15 protein-coding genes are annotated in these 19,132 nt (G+C 58.9%); 8 read left to right on the forward strand and 7 right to left on the reverse strand.

Going from position 1 to position 19,132, the window contains the following annotated elements; translation table 11 throughout:
* Nucleotides 1–40: 40 nt before the first annotated feature.
* The 7 genes from EPN93_20705 to EPN93_20735 all read right to left on the reverse strand — a co-directional run bounded on the left by EPN93_20705 (nt 41) and on the right by EPN93_20735 (nt 5,923).
* Nucleotides 41–1,486 (reverse strand): hypothetical protein, encoded by a 1,446-nt coding sequence (locus EPN93_20705; GenBank protein TAL29762.1) that lies wholly within the window; start codon nt 1,484–1,486, stop codon nt 41–43.
* A complete protein-coding gene (locus EPN93_20710; GenBank protein ID TAL29763.1) occupies nt 1,479–2,294 on the reverse strand; it encodes a hypothetical protein in 816 nt (271 codons plus the stop codon). The genes EPN93_20705 and EPN93_20710 overlap by 8 nt, the downstream gene beginning before the upstream one ends.
* Nucleotides 2,295–2,483: 189 nt before the next feature.
* Entirely contained in the window at nt 2,484–3,590 is a 1,107-nt protein-coding gene (locus EPN93_20715; GenBank protein TAL29764.1) for a hypothetical protein, read from the reverse strand.
* 106 nt (nt 3,591–3,696) lie between these two features.
* The gene (locus EPN93_20720; protein ID TAL29765.1) at nt 3,697–4,554 is read right to left on the reverse strand and encodes a serine/threonine protein kinase; all 858 of its coding nucleotides are present in this window, start codon (nt 4,552–4,554) and stop codon (nt 3,697–3,699) included.
* A complete protein-coding gene (locus tag EPN93_20725) occupies nt 4,520–5,254 on the reverse strand; it encodes a hypothetical protein (GenBank protein TAL29766.1) in 735 nt (244 codons plus the stop codon). Before EPN93_20725 ends, EPN93_20720 begins: the two co-directional genes overlap by 35 nt.
* 33 nt (nt 5,255–5,287) lie before the next feature.
* The gene (locus EPN93_20730) at nt 5,288–5,701 is read right to left on the reverse strand and encodes a PIN domain-containing protein (GenBank protein ID TAL29767.1); all 414 of its coding nucleotides are present in this window, start codon (nt 5,699–5,701) and stop codon (nt 5,288–5,290) included.
* Nucleotides 5,702–5,923 (reverse strand): type II toxin-antitoxin system Phd/YefM family antitoxin, encoded by a 222-nt coding sequence (locus EPN93_20735; GenBank protein TAL29768.1) that lies wholly within the window; start codon nt 5,921–5,923, stop codon nt 5,702–5,704.
* A 357-nt stretch (nt 5,924–6,280) separates the two neighbouring features.
* On the opposite strand from EPN93_20735, the gene EPN93_20740 reads away from it, so the two are divergent.
* The 8 genes from EPN93_20740 (at nt 6,281) to EPN93_20775 (ending at nt 19,128) form a co-directional block, all read left to right on the forward strand.
* The gene (locus EPN93_20740; protein TAL29798.1) at nt 6,281–8,002 is read left to right on the forward strand and encodes a bifunctional isocitrate dehydrogenase kinase/phosphatase; all 1,722 of its coding nucleotides are present in this window, start codon (nt 6,281–6,283) and stop codon (nt 8,000–8,002) included.
* Nucleotides 8,003–8,518: 516 nt separating this feature from the next.
* Entirely contained in the window at nt 8,519–9,820 is a 1,302-nt protein-coding gene (locus EPN93_20745) for an NAD-dependent malic enzyme (protein ID TAL29769.1), read from the forward strand.
* A 31-nt stretch (nt 9,821–9,851) separates the two neighbouring features.
* Nucleotides 9,852–11,450: a malate synthase A gene (gene aceB / locus EPN93_20750; protein ID TAL29770.1), complete on the forward strand. Its 1,599-nt coding sequence runs from the start codon at nt 9,852–9,854 to the stop codon at nt 11,448–11,450.
* 239 nt (nt 11,451–11,689) lie between these two features.
* Nucleotides 11,690–13,030 carry an isocitrate lyase gene (gene aceA / locus EPN93_20755; GenBank protein TAL29771.1) on the forward strand — a complete coding sequence of 447 codons (1,341 nt, stop codon included), beginning with the start codon at nt 11,690–11,692 and terminating at the stop codon, nt 13,028–13,030.
* Between the two features lie 453 nt (nt 13,031–13,483).
* On the forward strand, nt 13,484–14,260 hold the full coding sequence (locus tag EPN93_20760) for a hypothetical protein (GenBank protein TAL29772.1): 777 nt from the start codon (nt 13,484–13,486) through the stop codon (nt 14,258–14,260).
* A 1-nt stretch (nt 14,261) separates the two neighbouring features.
* The gene (gene mfd / locus EPN93_20765; GenBank protein TAL29773.1) at nt 14,262–17,681 is read left to right on the forward strand and encodes a transcription-repair coupling factor; all 3,420 of its coding nucleotides are present in this window, start codon (nt 14,262–14,264) and stop codon (nt 17,679–17,681) included.
* Nucleotides 17,682–17,763: 82 nt separating this feature from the next.
* Nucleotides 17,764–18,402 (forward strand): hypothetical protein, encoded by a 639-nt coding sequence (locus EPN93_20770; GenBank protein ID TAL29774.1) that lies wholly within the window; start codon nt 17,764–17,766, stop codon nt 18,400–18,402.
* A gap of 144 nt (nt 18,403–18,546) precedes the next feature.
* Nucleotides 18,547–19,128: a hypothetical protein gene (locus tag EPN93_20775; GenBank protein ID TAL29775.1), complete on the forward strand. Its 582-nt coding sequence runs from the start codon at nt 18,547–18,549 to the stop codon at nt 19,126–19,128.
* The last annotated feature ends 4 nt before the right edge of the window (nt 19,129–19,132 follow it).

Here is a 19,132-nt window from a genome sequence, read left to right on the forward strand (position 1 = left end):
CTCTCCCACTCTTACACGCCTCTTTCTTTAAGCACCGCCTTTAAAACGCCGCCTGCGCGCTCACGTACAGCGCCCCCTTCGACGCGGGTCCCGCGACGTTCCACGCCCAGGCGAACGAGGCGCGGCTTTTCCCGGACACGAGCAAGACCCTGGCCCCCGCGCCCGTTGCGCTGCACCAGTGCCCGGATTCATCCAGGAAATACGCGGCGTTCACGAAGGGCCCCGCGTACAGGAAGTCCGGGTAGAGCTCGGCCTCCGCTTCGAGACTGCCCGCGTTCTTCCACCGCGACGCGGTATAATCCCCGGGGAAACCCATCATCGACGCGTCGAATACGTACGTCCAATAATAACGCTCGCGCGCGGTCGTGTAGTCGCACTGGAAGCCGGGTATGATGCGCAGCCAGTACGCGGGCGCGAGGGGCGCACGGAAAGAAGCGCTGGCGCCGATATAGCCTCGCTCCGACAGGGTGCCCGTCCCCGGTTCCAGTTTCATGGTGAACGTCGTCGCATCCCTCCGCTCGAGCACGACCTCCGTGTCCGATACCGACAGCTCCCCGGTGAGCCGGATATCCCTGGCGTCCAGCGCGTGCGCGCGGTAATCCTCGACGCGCGCCGAATCGCCCCGGACATAGATCTTCAGGGCCGCGCGCGCGCGTCCGATTGCGCCCAGGGGAACGCCCGCCCCCGCGTACCCGCGCGCGTCCGTTATGCGGTATTCAAGCTCGTCCCGCCCGGCCCACACCTCGACCGAGCGCGCCCCGCGCGCCCCGGTGAAGAAGTACGCCCGTCCCTCCCCGGCGCCCGGCGTGGAATAGACCGCCTCTCCCTCTTCCCTGGACGCCCCCCCTTCCCTGAACGCCGCCCCCGCGCGCAGGTCAAGGATGCCCCACCCGAAGACGTGCAGGTAGCCGAGCATGGGCGAGACGCCGTAGATTGGATCGGCGTAGAGGGCGCCGCGGAACCGCCCGCTCGTCCGCGCGCCCAGCGCGACCTCGAGGCGCACGTCGCCGCCCCCCGGCCCCGCGTTGCGCGGCGTGCACTCCACCCCCGGCAGGTCCAGCGCCGCGCGCATCCCCTCGAGGGCGGTTTCCACCTCGAAGCGGTTGTACACCCCGCCCCTGAGGGGCGCGAGCATCGCGCCCGCGCGCTCCCGCGCGCGGGCCGCATTGCCGGAGATATCGATTTCCGTTATGCGCGATTCGTGGACGCTCACCTCGAGCGTACCCGCCCGTGTCAGCGCGAGCTTTTCGACGAAGGACGCCGTATAGCCCTTCCGGTGATACTCGTCGGTCACCATGACCCCGATCGCCTCGATCTCCTTCGGGGAGAGGTCCCCCCCGATGCGCGCGATCCGCGCGGCGAATTCGCCCCCCAGGTCGACCGTGTTTCCCGTGAGCGTCACGGTCTTCACCGGGAGCGCCGCCAGGGGCGCGCCCGGGAACGCGCCCAGTAAGACCGCCAGGAGTGCGAGAAGCGTCCTATTCATGGATGGTTTTTGCGACCACGTCGCGGGGGAGATCGAGCACGAAGAGCCCGGGGGCCAGGCCGCGGTTGAGCGCGAGCGCGGAGTAGACGGTGACGTTTTTCGTGATCCCGCCCGCCGAGCGGGCGACGACCGTTACGCGCGAGGGAAACCAGGTTTCCCCTACGCGCGCATATCCCTCATACGATTCCCTCATGAGCTCGACGCCGCGCGCGTCGCGCACGGTCTTCTGGAGCACGGCCTTCTTCCCCTTGTCTACGAGCACGTCCATCACGACGCCGTTTTCGGAATTGCGGAGCTGGAAATAATGGGCGGGCGTGAAAAACCCGTAGAGATGCGTCCCCAGGTATTCCACGGAGAGCTTCGAGTCCAGGTCCTTCGCGACGTCGCGCAACGGGTCGAATCCCCCGGCCGGGCGCTCCGCCCCCCGGCGCTCGATCTTGTAGAGGAGCTTGTCGTCCGGGTAGTACCAGTAGAAGTTCACCCCGTCGTGGATCACGACCTGGACGCCCGGCACGGTGTAGTCGATGCGCATACGCCCCAGGCTGTCGGAGCGGTAGCGTCCCTTGAAGTACTCGCTCCCCGTTCCGGGGCTCGATATGTACTGCTCGATCTCCGCGTCGATGCTCGTGATCTTCGCGGCCTCGTGCGCGATCTCGACCAGGAGCGCGCGCGGGTCGTCCTGCGCGGCGGGATGCTCGGCAACGGCAAGGAGCAGCGCGCATACCGCGAGGAGGCTCGCGGCGCGAAGGCGTCGGCCGGTTCCGTAGTGCAATCGGGTATCGTTAATGATCACCGCGTGGTCCCTCATGATTTCAAATGATAAACTATCCGCGTTCATTCGCGTCCATTCGCGGTTTCGAAGTCGCTATTTCCGTAATTCCGATATAGCGGCGGCAACCTCCCTGCCTTTCGCTTCAATCGGATCAAGCACGCACTGCAAAGCACCCGCGCAGTTGGAACGACGCATGATGTCGCTAATGGACTAAAAAAACAAATCTTAAATAGAATTCCATCTATGCTTATAGATCATCCCACGCGTAGTATTAAACAAATCAATCGCCGCAATCGTATCATCCATCACTTCCGAGAAATCACGATATTTAGCGCGAACGCCTTTAGTTTTAAAATAATTTGCGAGCTGCCCGGCCGTATTAAAAAGCATATTCAAATACTTGTATGTATCTTCATAAGATGCCTGACTTGCATAACCTGTTTGCATTTTTAAACAATGAAGATAGTGACGGAATGCTTCTCGTTCGGAAATACCGACGGTGGTAGGTTGAGCTCCCGAAAAAAGAACATTCACATATTCCGAACGAAAAGAATCATCGGTTTTAATATCATTGAGAACACCTGCTCTTTTCGCAATATCGAGAAACGTAATTTGATATTCAGACAACGATTGAGGACAATAGTACCAGGTAGTTCGTCTGCTTTGCTGGTCATCCTCAGCGGCTTCGAACTTATCAAGCGAGAAGGTACGCACATTGACCCACGTGCCCGAGGCAATGGCATCCACTTTTGCAAGAGCCAAATACACCATTTGCTGGCTGGAATACCCAACAATAACTTTTTTCCCCAACAGCTTTAGACCGGCACAGAGGTCAATAAGCCCAGCGAGCCATGAAGCATCCGGAACCAGGTAATCATCTTTTGAATGCCGGGCAACGAGGTAGAACCCATCGACAGGCCAATCTTCAACATGATCCAGGATATCATGGACTTGATCCTCGGAGATCACCACCTCGGAGGACAAGGCCAAAGACGCATAGCGAGGAATACCAATACTTTTCTTGGTAACGACATCGATCATTTGATCATTGTATTTTTTCCAGTCATCATCAATTGCACCACTATAACGACCAGGTATAAAGAATGTATCCGCTTGGTATTTCGAATTGTATTCATTCCAAAGGATATCAACCATGTCATTTATCGCACTTCCAGAAAAAAAACTTCCTGTCTCAAAATCATTTGGCCAGAAGGAATGATTGATAAGCTTTTCATGATCCGAATATGGCTGATAAAATTGAGGATCGAGGGCAATTTTTCCGCCGATACTTTTAATTTCGCGGCAGAACTTATCCATCTGATCGACCGTCATGTCCCGGGGGCTCAGTATACATGTTCCGCTACCCCAGGAAGAGATTAATGTTTTAGCATGTTCCATCATGCCAAAACCCATTTGAAGATATAGTTCCATAGAAACCTCAAAAAGTCAGTGTCGTACGAATTGAGCGTAAAATATCCAACGCTTCTTGTGCAGAAGATGGACGCCGTGAAATTCTATTATCTCCGATAGTTTTAATGAAATTTGCAAGCAAGTACTGAGGATCACCGGTTATTTTTATCGCCGGCAATGGATCCCGCTCGATTTTACGAATGACTTGAAAAGCATCCCGCGCATCTTTTATGTAAAAATTTTCACCGCTCGCCATTTCATAGGCAACTACACCAATAGCAAAAAGATCGGTGCGCGAATCAATATCCCTTTTCCGGTTCCGGAACTGTTCGGCGGACGCATACCCGACCGTACAGGGGGCGAAAGGGGCATTTGAATTTGTCAGTGAGTTAAGATCGAGATGGCGGGCGATACCAAAGTCAATGAGCCATAATTTCCCATCAGTACCGATGATAATATTCTCAGGTTTAATGTCACGATGAACGATTTTAACCTGTTCCGCTTTTATAATAATCGAGAGAATAGTTGCAAGGAATGAATAGATTTCTGCGAGGGAGAAACGCTTGCCGGTCTTTAACACTTCGCGAAGTGTTTTCCCATCAATACGCTCCTCAATGATCCAAAAGTCGTCACCGGTAACGCATGAGTCGAATATGCGGGGAATATGTTCGGATTTGACGATCTCAGAAGAGCGTATTTCCCTTTTAATCCGCTCACATAGTTCGAGGTTGTCCTGGCTTGGTTTTATTATTTTAAGCACAACATCGCCATGGGATGGATGAACAGCCTTGTAAACGGTTTTGTAGCCACCGGAAGAAAGTTCCTCAATACCGGAGAGCGAAGGAAATATTTCAGAAAATTTCGAACGATCCATTCCTGGCGCCATCACCCATATATGTATTCTTGCCTATATACTCATTAAAAATCCAGGAACAATACGAAACCGGCATCTTCCTCCTTTCGGATTTTGAAACTACATCGTAATTATTATTGTAATAGGAAAGCAACCCTGCAGGGGATTCAGCCGCCTTATCAATAATGCTATTCCTTAACGATTCACCCGGCAACAATACATAACTTTCCGAAGCAAACCAGAAATTCGTCTCCGCCTGGTTGAACGCCGCTTTCCAATTCTTTATTTTAGCTTCAATTGCTATTATTGTTTTTACATAAAAAGCATCACTTCTCGAGCAAACACAAAAAGTGTCATTTTTAAAATGTCTAACAAGGGACGAAGAGGACAGCTTGTCAAGGGAGCATTCGAGTTGTTTAGTTGAATATCCAAGTTGATCTCGAAGGCTTTCAAGAGTGTAGCTGCAATGATTCGTCATCATGTGGTGCAATATTTTTAAATCAATATTTCGAAGATTGCTTCTTTCTGGATGCCACTTATGAATTTTTACATCGTCCCATAAAACAATTACCAGGTCGGGAAAACCCGAACCGGTAAACGGTTCCGTAAAAACGGTGAATGACTTATCGATATTTGAATTATTCTGTTTATAAACTGAAAGGAAATCATTCACAAGAATCGATTCAGGTCCTTCCGTTCTTTTCTTAAATCGTATATCAACGCTTACAGTCAATTGCCACACCTTTTTTTTATTCAGTGACCGGGATCACACCGATTCCAATTTTAACCCCATGTTTGCGGCTATCGCATGTTGCCGCTGATCGCCAGTAACGAACAATCCGCATTTATATTCGACCGCCGAGGCAATATGCAAAGCATCAAGACTACGCAGAGCCCCTTTCTCCAGACATTGAATCGACCTTATAATTACTTCGTTCGTAATATCTATCACAACGAACTCCCCCATATCGAGGAGAAATTCATTTTTTATCCATTCATACTGCTCGGAATTTATCTTCTTTTCCCTGACCAATCGGTTGCAGGCCGAAAGCACCTCGGGAATGCACACAATGCAAACCGCAACCTCCTTCGCCTTTTCAATCAATTCCGCCACTCGCCCGCTGCCGGACTCTTCGATATAGCGTTTCACCAGGGCGGAAGAGTCGATGAATAATTTCATTCACTTTTCATCGCGTTCGGCGAGAATCGCCCGCGACAGACTGACACCGGGAATCTTCAAAGGCTTGGCCGAGGACAACCTCGCCTTGTCCCGTTTCTTCACCGGCATGAGAATGGCCACGGGCATGCCGTGACGATAGATTTCGATGATCTCGCCTTTTTCCACCTTGTCAAAATACCGCTTTGCGTTGTTTCGAAACTCAGTAAACGTCGCCGACTGCATGGATCATCTCCTCAATGCTTGATCAGGGTAATGTACATTATCATGTCAGGAAATGCAAGTATAAAATGGACTGCCGTTTTCAACGAATGTCCTGCTTTCAGCAACCGCTGACTCCACGCTGAAATCCTTCTCCATTATTTCAGGATATGAGCCGGAAGGCCGCGGGAACGGAATACGAGAACGCTACCAGGGACGCGGCCCCTCCTTGCGCCGTCGATTCGGACTTGACCTTGCCGCGCGGAAGGTTATCCTTTTCTAACACATGAAGCATAATCCGGCAAACACCATGAGAATAAAGCGCGGGAGCCGATACGAAGGTCCCGTAAAGCGCGGCGAATCCTGCCGGGAATGCCGGCCATGATCGCCATAGGACAGCTCGCGGGCCTGGGCGCGGAGCGGATCCACGAGGGATTCCTCGCCTTCCAGAACGAGTTCCGCGCGATCACCGCGAGGGCGGCCGAACGATTCGCGCGGCGCGACTGGCACGGCGTGCAGCGCGATTCCGTCGAACGGCTGGACCTCTACAGGAAGATCGTGGACGGCGTGGTCGCCGATACGCGGGAAGCGCTCGGCGGGACAGCGATGACCGCCGCCGTGTGGGCGCAGATGAAGGCCGCCTATTCCCGCCTTATCGCGGGCGCGGGCGACTTCGAGCTCGCCGAGACCTTTTTCAACTCGATCACGCGCCGCATTTTCGCAACCGTGGGCGTCGACCGCGCACGCGAGTTCATCGACTCGGACTTCAACCTTCCCCCCGCCCGCTCGAGCGTCCCCTTCTACCACGTCCTCGCCGGGGTGGATTCCACGGCCGGTCTCGTGCGCGCGGTGCTCGGTCTCTACGACCTGGGCGCGCCTTACCAGAATATCGACGACGACGTCATGTTCGCCGCGCGCTCGATCGACGCGCAACTGGGCGCCGCGGGCCTGGGGGGAATCGAGTCCGTCGAGACGCTCAAGTCCGTCTTCTACCGCAACAAGGGCGCCTACATCGTGGGGCGCGCCTGGTCGGGGGAACAGGTCATCCCCCTGGTGTTCGCGCTCCGGCATCCGCGGGAGGGCGTCACGATCGACGCCGCGCTCACGCAGGCGGACGACGCGAGCATCGTGTTCAGCTTCACGCGCTCCTACTTCAGCGTCACCGTCGAGAATCCCCACGAGGTGATCGAGTTTCTCCGATCCATCATGCCCCAGAAACGCGTCGCCGAGCTCTACATTTCGATCGGCTACAACAAGCACGGCAAGACCGAGCTCTACCGCGAGTTGCTGCGTTACCTGGAATCGACGAGCGAGCTCTTCGAGATCGCCCCCGGCGAGCGCGGCATGGTGATGATGGTGTTTGCGCTCCCCTCGTTCGACGTCGTGTTCAAGATCATCCGGGACCGGTTCGCCTACCCGAAGACCGCCACGCGCCGGGAGGTCATGGACAAGTACGCCCTGGTCTTCAAGCACGACCGCGCGGGGCGCATGGTCGACGCCCAGGAGTTCGAGCACCTGCTGTTCGACCGGGCGCGCTTCCGGGAGGACCTTCTTCAAGAGCTCCTGGATAGCTGCACGGGCAGCGTCACGGTCGAGGGAGACCGGATCGCGATACGCCACCTCTACACCGAGCGCAGGATGACCCCCCTCAACCTGTACCTGCGCGACGCGAATCCCGCCGCCGCCCGCGCCGCGATCATAGACTACGGGCAGGCCGTCAAGGACCTCGCGGCCTCGAACATCTTCCCCGGCGACATGCTCCTCAAGAATTTCGGCGTCACGCGGCACGGGCGCGTGGTGTTCTACGATTACGACGAGCTGGGCCTGCTCACCGAATACAGCTTCCGCGCGATCCCCCGGTCCGACCGCTACGAGGACGAAATGAGCGCGGAGCCCTGGTTCCACGTGGGCGAGAACGACATCTTCCCCGAGGAGTTCATCCGCTTCTTCGGACTCCGGCCCGATCTCAAGGAGGTGTTCCTCCAGGCGCACGAGGATCTTCTGAGCGCAGAATTCTGGAAGAGTACGCAGCAGCGCATCCGCGCCGGCGAAATCCTGGATGTGTTCCCCTACCCTTATTCGCGCCGCCTCCACCGGGATTAACGAAGAGCATCCGTTTCCCCACGGTCGGTGTCCATCCGTGCTTATCCGCTGGTCATGCCTGACATTGTTAGCCACGGATTTTCACGGATAAGCCTTTTCACTCCTTGTTCTTTATCCGCGTTCATTCGCGTCCATTCGCGGTTCATGTCCTTTATTTTGCCACGGATTTACACGGATTTTCGCGGATAAGCCTTTTCACTCCGCTATCCTTGATCCGTGTTCATCCGTGCCGATCCGTGGCTCATGCCGTTCTTTTAGGCCACGGATTCACCGGGATTTAATCGAGGCCACTACGCATCGCCTCCCGCACACCCTGCCCACCGATCCGCTTCAGGAAGACCACGCGAATCGGACCCCGATCATTCAAATTTTTCCTTAAATAGCACGCGTCGCCAGGACGGTGTTTGACTAAATTAATGTGCGGGTGTACATTTAAACAATGACCGCGCGCCATGAAATCTCAAGCGCACGCTGCCGGTCGGAATCGTCGTACACAAGGAGAAAGACCGCACCACCATGAAGATACCCGAGATACTTCTCGTCGAGTCCCTGCACAAACCCGGAAGCCTGGCCAGGGTGCTCACGGTCATAGGTGACGAAGGGCTCGTGATCGAGCACCTCAACGCGGTGCGGCGGGACGGGGAAAAGACCGTCTGGGAGATCACGCTCGAGCTCGACATGGACGACGCGCGGGGGCTCATCGAAAAGATAGACGCCCTTCCCAACGCGCGCGTCCTTGGAAAATCGGACCGCGTGTTCAACCGGCACGAGGGGGGCAAGGTGCGCATGACGTCGCGCCTGCCCATCGCGACGCTCCAGGAGCTCCGCGACATCTATACACCCGGCGTGGCGCGCGTCTGTCTCGCTATCCGGGACGAACCGGCGCTCGCGCGGCGCTATACCGGCGTCGCGCATACGGTGGGCATAATCACCAACGGGACGGCGATCCTGGGACTGGGCGATATCGGCCCCCTGGCGGGCCTCCCGGTCATGGAGGGCAAGGCGGCGCTTATGGCGCGCATGGCGGACCTGTCCGGGATCCCGGTGCTTATCGACGAGAAGGACCCCGGGAGGCTGGTCGAGGCGATCGCGGCGGTGGCGCCCTCGTTCGGGGCGATCCAGCTCGAGGACATCGCCGCGCCCGCGTGCTTCGCGGTGGAGGACGCACTGCGTGCGCGCCTCGACATCCCCGTCCTCCACGACGACCAGCACGGCACCGCGGTGGTGATACTGGCGGCGCTCATAAGCGCCGCGCGGCGGGTGGGGCTCGATATTCAGAAAAGCGTGATAGGTCAGATAGGCCTTGGCGCCGCGGGGATAGGCATTGCCCGGCTGTTGAAGGCGTTCGGGGCGCGCTCGGTCCTGGGAACGGACCTTAACGAGGACGCGATGCGCCGGCTCGAATCGATGGGCGGAACACGCACGGACCTCGCGGGCCTCATGGCGCAGGCGGACGTGGTGATCGCTACCACCGGGAAGAAGGGGCTCATAGATCCCGCGCTCGTGCGCCCGGGCCAGCTCGTATTCGCCCTGTCGAACCCCGACCCGGAGATCGAGCCGGAGGACGCCATGGAGCGCGGCGCCGCGTTCGCGGCGGACGGGAAGAGCATCAACAACGTGCTCGGCTTCCCGGGGCTCTTCCGGGGGGCGCTCGACGCGCGGGCGCGCGCCTTCACGGACGGCATGCTCTTCGCCGCGGCCCGCGCGATATCGGACGCGGCCCCCGAGGGTGAACTGGTGCCCTCGCCCCTGGACCGTGCGATGCACGACGCGGTGGCGCTCGCGGTCTGCCAGGCCGCGGGCGGGAAAAAAACATGACGCGTACACAACAGACGGCAAGGAGGCGGCAATGGGTTCTGATACGCCGATAACCGGCATAACGCTCAAGGCCCCGGCGGACGGGGCGTTCGGGGAGATACTCACGGCGGAGGCGCTTGCCTTCGTGGCGGCGCTCGCGCGTGAATTCGACGAGCGGAGGCGCGGCCTCCTTGAAAGACGGAAGCAGGTCCAGGCCGACATCGACCGCGGAAAATTTCCCGACTTCCTGGACGACACGAAGCACATCCGCGAGGGGGACTGGAAGGCGGCCCCCATTCCCCGCGACCTCATGGACCGGCGGGTCGAGATCACCGGCCCCGTTGACCGCAAGATGGTGATCAACGCCCTCAATTCCGGGGCCAGCACCTTCATGGCGGATTTCGAGGACGCGCACACCCCCACCTGGGAGAACACCATAAACGGGCAGATCAACCTGCGCGACGCGGTAAACCGCACGATACACCTGGTATCCCCGGAGGGAAAGGAGTACAGCCTGAACGAACGTACCGCGGTCCTCATGGCCCGCCCGCGCGGCTGGCACCTGCATGAAAAGCACATGGAGGTGGACGGAAGGCCCGTCTCCGGAAGCATCTTCGACTTCGCGCTCTATTTCTTCCATAACGCAAAGAACCTCATGGCGAAGGGAAGCGGGCCCTATTTCTACCTGCCCAAGATGGAAAGCCACCTCGAGGCGCGCCTCTGGAACGACGTGTTCGTGCGCGCGCAGGAGCTCCTGGGCGTTCCGCGCGGCACCATCAAGGCGACCGTGCTCATCGAGACGATCCTCGCGAGCTTCGAGATGGACGAGATCATCTACGAGCTCCGGGACCACATGGCCGGGCTCAACTGCGGGCGCTGGGATTACATCTTCAGCTTCATCAAGCGCTTCAAGAACGTGCCGCAGTACATCTTCCCCGACCGCGGGCAGATATCCATGACCCGCCACTGCATGCGCAGCTATTCCCAGCTTGCGGTGAAAACCTGCCACCGCCGCGGGGTGCACGCGATAGGCGGCATGGCGGCGCAGATTCCCATCAAGGGCGACGAGAAGGCGAACGGGGCCGCTCTCCAGAAGGTGCGCGAGGACAAGATACGCGAGGCGACGGACGGCCACGACGGCACCTGGGTCGCGCACCCGGGGCTCGTCGCCGTCGCGAAGGAGGAGTTCGACAGGCTCATGCCGGGGGCGAACCAGATGGATAAGCTGCGCGAGGACGTGCGCGTAACGGCGAAGGATCTGCTCGAGCTGCCGGGGGGCACCATAACGGAGGCGGGCCTGCGGACCAACGTGAGCATCGCCATCCAGTACATGGCCGCGTGGCTCTCGGGGACCGGGAGCGTTCCCATCAATCACCTCATGGAGGACGCCGCGACCGCCGAGATTTCCCGGACGCAGATATGGCACTGGGCGCACCATCCCCGCGGGGTGCTGGACGACGGCCGCAAGGTCACCCTGGACCTTTTCCGCACGGTGGAATCCCAGGAGCTCGACAAGATCAGGGAGTCGGTCGGGAAGAAGCGCTTCGAGACGGGCCACTACGAGACGGCCGCGCGCCTGCTCTCCGAGATAATCACCGCCGACGAGCTCGCGGAATTCCTGACGCTCAAGGCGTACGAGCATATTGATTGACGGCTTCAAGAAGCGCTGAAAGACCTCACCCCCCGTCCCCCTCTCCCATGGGAGAGGGGGAGAGAAAGTGGGAGCCTTGATCAGGTATGAGAAGCGAAAAATAAAGATGGCTTTGAATATTCGGAAACACGAATTCCAATGAACACCCCTCTCCCCGGGGAGAGGGGCCGGGGGTGAGGTGCCGTAAAGCTCAGGCTTGAATCATCGCATTTGAAAACAAAAAGGAGGACTCCGGACACATGAAAAAAACAATCGAGCAGTCGGCGATCGAGCAGGAACAGCGCCTCTCGTGCCATCTCATCGACAATGACGAAATAGCCGATCTCCAGCACGGCTGGGACACCGATCCCCGCTGGAAGGGGGTCCTGCGCCCGTACACCGCGAGCGACGTCCTCAATCTGCGCGGCACGCTCAAGATCGACTATTCCTTCGCGGACGCGGGCGCGCGCCGGTTGTGGCGCCTCCTCAAATCCGAGGAATTCATTCCCGCGCTCGGGGCCCTCACGGGCAACCAGGCGGTGCAGCAGGTCGAGGCCGGCCTCAAGGCGATCTACGTGAGCGGCTGGCAGGTCGCGGCGGACGCGAACCTGGCCGGGGAGATGTACCCCGACCAGAGCCTGTACCCGTCCAACAGCGTGCCCAACGTCGTGCATCGCATCAACAACGCATTCAGGCGCGCCGACCAGATCCAGGTGCTCGACTGCCGGGAGCACGGGCCTTACTGGTTCGCGCCCATCGTCGCGGACGCCGAGGCCGGGTTCGGCGGACCCCTGAACGCCTTCGAGCTCATGAAGTCGATGATCGAGGCGGGCGCCGCGGGCGTCCACTTCGAGGACCAGCTCGCGTCCGCCAAGAAGTGCGGCCACCTGGGCGGGAAGGTCCTTGTGCCCACGAGCGAGTTCATCGTGAAGCTCATCGCGGCGCGCCTCGCCGCCGATATCTGCGGGGTGCCCACAATACTGGTCGCTCGCACCGACGCCGATGCCGCGAAGCTCATCACGAGCGATATCGACGAGCGCGACCGCCCCTTCCTGCTCGGAAGCGAGCGCTCCGAGGAAGGCTACTACTGGGTCAAGCCCGGTGTGGAGTCCGCCGCCGCCCGGGGAATCGCCTACGCCCCGTATGCCGACATCGTCTGGTGCGAGACCTCCGAGCCCGACCTGAAACAGGCGAAGCAGTTCGCCGAGGCCGTGCTCAAGAAGTATCCCGGGAAATACCTTGCCTACAACTGCTCGCCCTCGTTCAACTGGCAGGCGAACATGGACGACGCGCAGCTCGGGCGCTTCCAGAAGGAGCTCGCGGCCATGGGCTACAAGTTCCAGTTCGTCACGCTCGCGGGCTTCCACACCCTCAACATGGGCATGTTCGATCTCGCCATGAGCTACCGCAAGGAGGGCATGAAGGCGTACTCCCGCTTCCAGCAGGAGGAATTCAAGCACGGCAAGGAAGAGGGCTATATGGCGATCACGCACCAGAAGTTCGTCGGCGTGGGCTACTTCGACCGCGTGATGGAAACGGTCACCGGCGGAAAGAGCTCGACCGAAGCCCTCAAGGACTCGACGGAGTCGGCGCAGTTCTAAAAGATTTTCGGGGTCCGATACTCTGGGTCCCGGTTCAAAGCGCGGCCTCCCGGGGCCGCGCTTGCCCTCCAGAATGAACGATCCGTGTCCATCCGTGGCTAATACCTTTTATTTTGCCGCGGATTTACACAGATTTTCACGGATTTCGACTCAGGGTCAATCGCATCCCTATGCATTAATTTCGCCCTCAATTCATGGGAAAAATTTCACCTTACGATGAATCATCCGCGTTCATCCATGTCAATCCGCGGCCAATGCCGTTTTTTCTCGCCGTGGATTATTCGCGCTCATTCGCGTTTATTCGCGGTTCACGCCGCTTCTTTCCGGCAACCCACTCCAGGGGGATCGAATTCACCGGTACATCGCGCATCGGCCCCCCGCGTAAAAAAGAATTGCCGATTTTCCGGCAGCAACTACCATTCTCCGGAATCGACCCGGAGACGTCCATAATCATTGAAATCCTTACATTACATACTGACACTCCTGCTCATCACATGCCTGGTCATGGGAGAGGCGCCTTCGCGCGCGCAGGGCATGGTCGCGCCCCTCGTGTATCCCGAAGGCCGCGTATGCGCCGATACGCGTACGATAATCTGGCAGGACCTTTATCCCGAACTTGACGCCGACGCCGGGGCGCGTTACCGGCTGACGCTGCGCGAATCGGCGAAAAAGGACGCCGCTCCCCTGGTCACCGAGATCGATCCGCGCAGGTATTTCGGCATCTACTACGCGTACAGCCTTCCCGCGCCGCTCGCCGCGGGGAACTGGGAACTCACCATCGACCGCCTCGTCGGGGGCGAACCGGTCACGACCCGCCACTATCATTATCTGCGCTACCCCGTGAAGCGGGAATTCACCGTGGACCCCGACCTGTCGAGCCGGCTCTGCGCGCTTCCGCCCGACTACCTTATCCGCTGTCTCCAGCTCGACCGCGCCAATACCTATGCCAACGGGTACAACGCCTTGTTCTTCACGGGATCGAGCGTGCTTTCATTCGGAGTGGGCGTGCTGTTCTATTCCGTCATCAACCTCGGCATCATCTCGACGATAATCTACACCATCTCGTTCATTTCCGCGGGGACGGGCTTCACCGCCGCAGGCTATTATGGATGGAAGTACCGCGCGAACCGCGTGAAGCTCGAAAAAATGGTGGAAATAGGGACGTCGGTATCGTTAAACGGTGCAATCCTTGACGACAGGATACTTGCCGCGCTGGAATTACGCTACTGAAATGCTGCTGAAACCCCTCACCGACTCGTTCATACGCTCCGCGGAATTCGCAACCCTGCGCGACGGCCTGGGCCGGAGGCTTGCCGTGGAAGGAATCGCGCCCAGCTCGTTTCCCTTCATCGCCGCGTCCGTGTTCAACGACGACCCGCGCCAGACCCTCGTGATCGTGAAAAACCGGCAGGCCATGCTCGACGCCGTGACCGACCTGTGCTGCTGGACGGACCACTCCAGGGTGTTCGCGCTCCCCGCCTGGGAGACGCTTCCCTACGAGTTCGTCTCGCCGCCCGAGAACATCGAGCGCGAGCGTATCACCTCCCTGTACCGGCTTATCGGCGGGGAACCCGGGATCTTCGTCGCGCCGGTGGAGTCGCTCGTGCGCCTTCTGCCCTCCCGCGCATTTCTATTACAGAAAGGCATATCGCTCGAGGCAGGCGAGGATTATCCCTTCGACGACATCGTACACACCCTCGCGGCGTACGGTTTCACGCGCGAATACCGCGTGGAGACCTACGGGCAGTTCTCGGTGAAGGGCGGTATCATCGACGTGTACCTGCCCACCGCGGACAACCCGGTGCGCCTCGACTTTTTCGGCGACACGCTCGAAACGATCCGCGAGTTCGATCCCGAAAGCCAGATATCCCTTTCGAAGCTCGACGGCGTTACCGTGTACCCCCGCAAGGAGCTCATCCTCTCGAAGAGGGAGCACAAGGCGGTCGCCGATGAGCTGGAACGGGCGCATTCGCGTAAGCTCCAGGTGCCGGAGCTCGCCGGCGGGGAAAAGGGCGACATCCTGCACCACGGGTCCATTCCCGGCATCGAGGACCTCTTCCCCCTGATCGTGGATCCGGCGACGCTTCTCTCGCTCGCGCGGGAGGACGCGCGCATAATCGTGTTCGACCCCATCGACTGCGCGGCCGCGCGCGACGCGATCGTGAAGACCTTCTCCGAGCTTTACCGCCGCAGGCACGCGCACGCCTACTGTCTCCCTCCCGAAAAACTCATCGCCCCGGAGGCGATGGAACAGGCCCGGGACCGGGCGCTGGATCTGCAGGTGTTCACCACGACGCCCGGCGCGGTGCAGATGAAGCTCCGGAGCATTCCCAACTACCATGGCAAGATCAAGATGGTGCGGGAGGAGCTCGCCGACCGCCTCGCCGAGGACTGGCGCGTCTACGTGTGCACGGGCTTCGAGGGGCAGGCGCGGCGTCTCTACGACCTGCTGTCGGAGCTCTCGCCCTCAAGCTCCTTCGAGGCGATAGAGCCGGGGTCGTCCCTCTCGATCCTGATAAGCCCGCTCAAGGAAGGCTTCGAGCTCGTCGAGCAGAAGGCGCTCGTGCTCACCGACCACGAGATATTCGGGAAGGCCTACCGCAAGAAAAAGCACTTCAAGCGGAAGGGCTCCCGTCCCATCGAGTCGTTCCTCGACCTGGAGATCGGCGACCGCGTGGTGCACATCAATCACGGGATAGGATTTTTCCGGGGCATCGAGCGAATGACCGCGAGCGGGGTCGAGCGCGATTTCCTCATCATTGAATACGCGGGCGGGGACAAGCTCTACGTCTCGCTCGACCAGATCACCATGGTCCAGAAGTTCGTGGGCATGGACGGGCGCGAGGTTCGCATCGACGCGCTGGGGAAGAAGTCCGCCTGGAACCGCATCAAGGAGCGCGTGCAGAAATCGGTCGAGGAGATCGCGAACGAGCTCATGCATATTTACTCCCGGCGCCGCGCGCTCAAAGGCTACCAGTTCCCCCCCGACACGGTGTGGCAGGAGGAGTTCGAGTCCCAGTTCGAGTACGACGAGACGCCCGACCAGATCACGGCGATCGAGGACATCAAGGACGACATGGAGAAGGCGGAGCCCATGGACCGGCTCGTCTGCGGCGACGTGGGATTCGGCAAGACCGAGGTCGCGATCCGCGCCGCCTTCAAGGCCGTGATGGCGGGTAAGCAGGTCGCGGTGCTCGTTCCCACCACCGTGCTCGCCATGCAGCACTATTCCACGTTCTCGCGGCGCTTCGCCGACTATCCCATCACGATCGAAACGGTGTCCCGCTTCCGCTCGCGCGGCGAGATCGCGGAGGCCAAGAGGCGCCTCACGGCCGGTTCGCTCGACATCATCATCGGGACGCACGCGCTCCTGGCGAAGGATGTGCTTATAAAAAACCTGGGGCTCATCGTCATAGACGAGGAACAGCGATTCGGGGTAATGCACAAGGAGAAACTCAAGAAACTGCGCACCCAGGTGGACGTGGTCACGCTCTCCGCGACGCCCATTCCCCGGACCCTGCATATGTCGCTCGCGGGGATCCGCGACCTTTCGATCATCAGCACGCCACCGGAGAACCGCCAGTCGATCGAAACCTACGTGATTGAGGAAAATCCCGACATAGTGCGCATGGCAATTCTCAAAGAGATCGAGCGCGGCGGGCAGGTCTTCTACGTGCACAACCGTGTGCAGACGATAGACGCCCAGGCGGCCGCGCTCCGGGAGCTCGTCCCCGAGGCGAGCTCCGTAATCGCCCACGGCCAGATGCCTGAGCACGAGCTCGAAGACGTCATCATCGACTTTCTCGCGAGGAAGTACGACATACTCATCAGCACGTCGATCATCGAATCGGGCCTGGACATGCCCAACGTGAACACCATCATCATAAACCGGGCGGACACGTTCGGGCTCTCGCAGCTCTACCAGCTCAAGGGGCGCGTGGGGCGCTCGATAACGCAGGCATACGCGTATCTCACCTACCCGCGCCACATCGCGCTTTCCGAGACCGCGCAGAAGCGCCTCTCGGTTATCGCCGAGTATTCCGACCTGGGGAGCGGCTTCAAGATCGCCATGAAAGATATGGAGATACGCGGCTCCGGGAACATCCTGGGACGGGAGCAGTCCGGAAACATCATGGACGTGGGCTTTGACCTCTACTGCCAGATGCTCGAGGACGCAGTGCGCCGCCTCAAGGGGGAAAGGCCCCTGCGCATGTTCCGTACCCCGGTATTCATGAAAACGAATTTCTTCATCCCCGAAACCTATATCGCCGACGAGCGCCAGAAGATCGAGTTCTACAAGCGATTCGAATCCTGCGAGCTTATCGAGGAAGTGGACGAGCTCGAGAAGGAGATGACGGACCGATTCGGCCATCCGCCCGGCGAGGTGCGCATCCTCGTGGAGCTCGAAAAGATCCGCACCATCGCGTCCACGCTCATGGTCGGCGAGATCCTCGAGGACTCCCGCGGCGTACGCATCCGCATCTCGGGCGATTCGCGCATCGATGTGAAGCGCCTCCTCGCGCTCATAAAGAAGGACAAGCGCTTTTCCCTTGACCCGGTGGACAAGGAGGTCCTGCACTTCCGGCCGGGCGCATTAACGGAGGAAAAAAAGCTCGACGAACTTAAAAAATGCTTGCAACAAATGATTTGAGCGGCACCCATATTTGGTACTCTGGCGGCGGATATGCCGTGAGGGATCCAATCTCTCCAATATTATTTCAAGGATTTATATCATGAAGATATCACGTGTATTCGCAGCCGCGTTCATCGTCGTGGGCCTTGCATCGGCTTCGTCCTGCAAGGATTCCGGCTCCTGGCTCGCCAAGATCGACGGGGAGACCCTCTCCATCGAAGAGTTCAACGGCCTTTATTACGCGCAGCACCGTTCGGTCTATCACCTCCCCGACAACAAGATCGACGAGCTCGCCGCCGATCCCGAGCAGGTGGCCCGCAACCCGTTCCTGGACAAGCAGGAGTTCCTCGAGCAGGTCATTCGCCAGCGGCTGGTCGCCAAAAAAGCGTCCGCCGAGGGCTTCAGGAAGGAGAAGGACCTGCAGGCGCTCATCGAAACGACCACCGACAGCCTGGTGAGCACCTACTACATAAGCGAAAAGTACAAGAAGGAAATCGAGCCCACGCAGAAAGAGGTCGACGACGGTATCGTCGCGCTCAACAATAATCCCAGGCTCGATCCCCAGATCAAGATGCTCCCCATCGAGAAGAAAGAGCTCCTGGTGAAGCAGCAGCTCATGCAGCAGAAATTCCAGATGAAGGCGCGCGAGGTGGTCGAAAATCTCCGCGACGAGGGCAAGGTCCAGAAGAACTCCGAACTGCTGAAGAAAGAGATTTCCAAGGCAAAGGACAAGAAATAGCGACTCCTCCACGGGCCCCCTCGCGGGGGCCCTTCCGTTTTTCTAATTGACATCGACATCGCCCGGTGCTACCTTATTCAGGCACAATGCGTATCCGCGGGGAAAGCTCCTGCCGGTGCGCTAACCTTTGGACAGGGTAACGCCATGCATACAACGTCACGTTTTGTCGGGCCCGCCGCGATCTGCGCCGCGATCATCATGGCCGCCGGCCTCGCGTGCGCGTCGAAAAAATCGGTCTCCGTCGTGAAGCAGAAGATAGCCCCCGCGTCCAGCGTCATCGTCATCGTGGATTGTCCCACGAACATCCAGAACGTGATTTACGCGAAATTCATGAGCAAGGACATCAAGGTGAAAGCCTTCAACGCCTCGGATATCTACACATCGAAGGATGTGTTCGATATCAAGGATTTCAAGAAGGTCGCCTATTCCACATCCCTAAACGACATAAACCTCCTTTTCTCGATGCAGAAGACGTACGACAACCTGTACAAGCTCCACGTGTACAACTACGAGCTCAGCAAGGCCGAAACGCTGGGCCAGTTGAAAGACAAGTGGGCCACCCGCTACTTGGTGCTATTGGAGCTCAAGGACTGGGAACACGTGAGCTGGGCCCGCGTGATAGACCTGGGCAGCTACGAACTGGTGGGCGTCGTCAACTACTCGACCCAGTACCGCGATTCCCTCGAGAGCGTGCTCGACCGGTTCATAACGGAGCTCGTCCAGTAGCGCC

The organism is Spirochaetota bacterium (assembly GCA_004297825.1).
GTDB lineage: Bacteria > Spirochaetota > UBA4802 > UBA4802 > UBA5368 > FW300-bin19.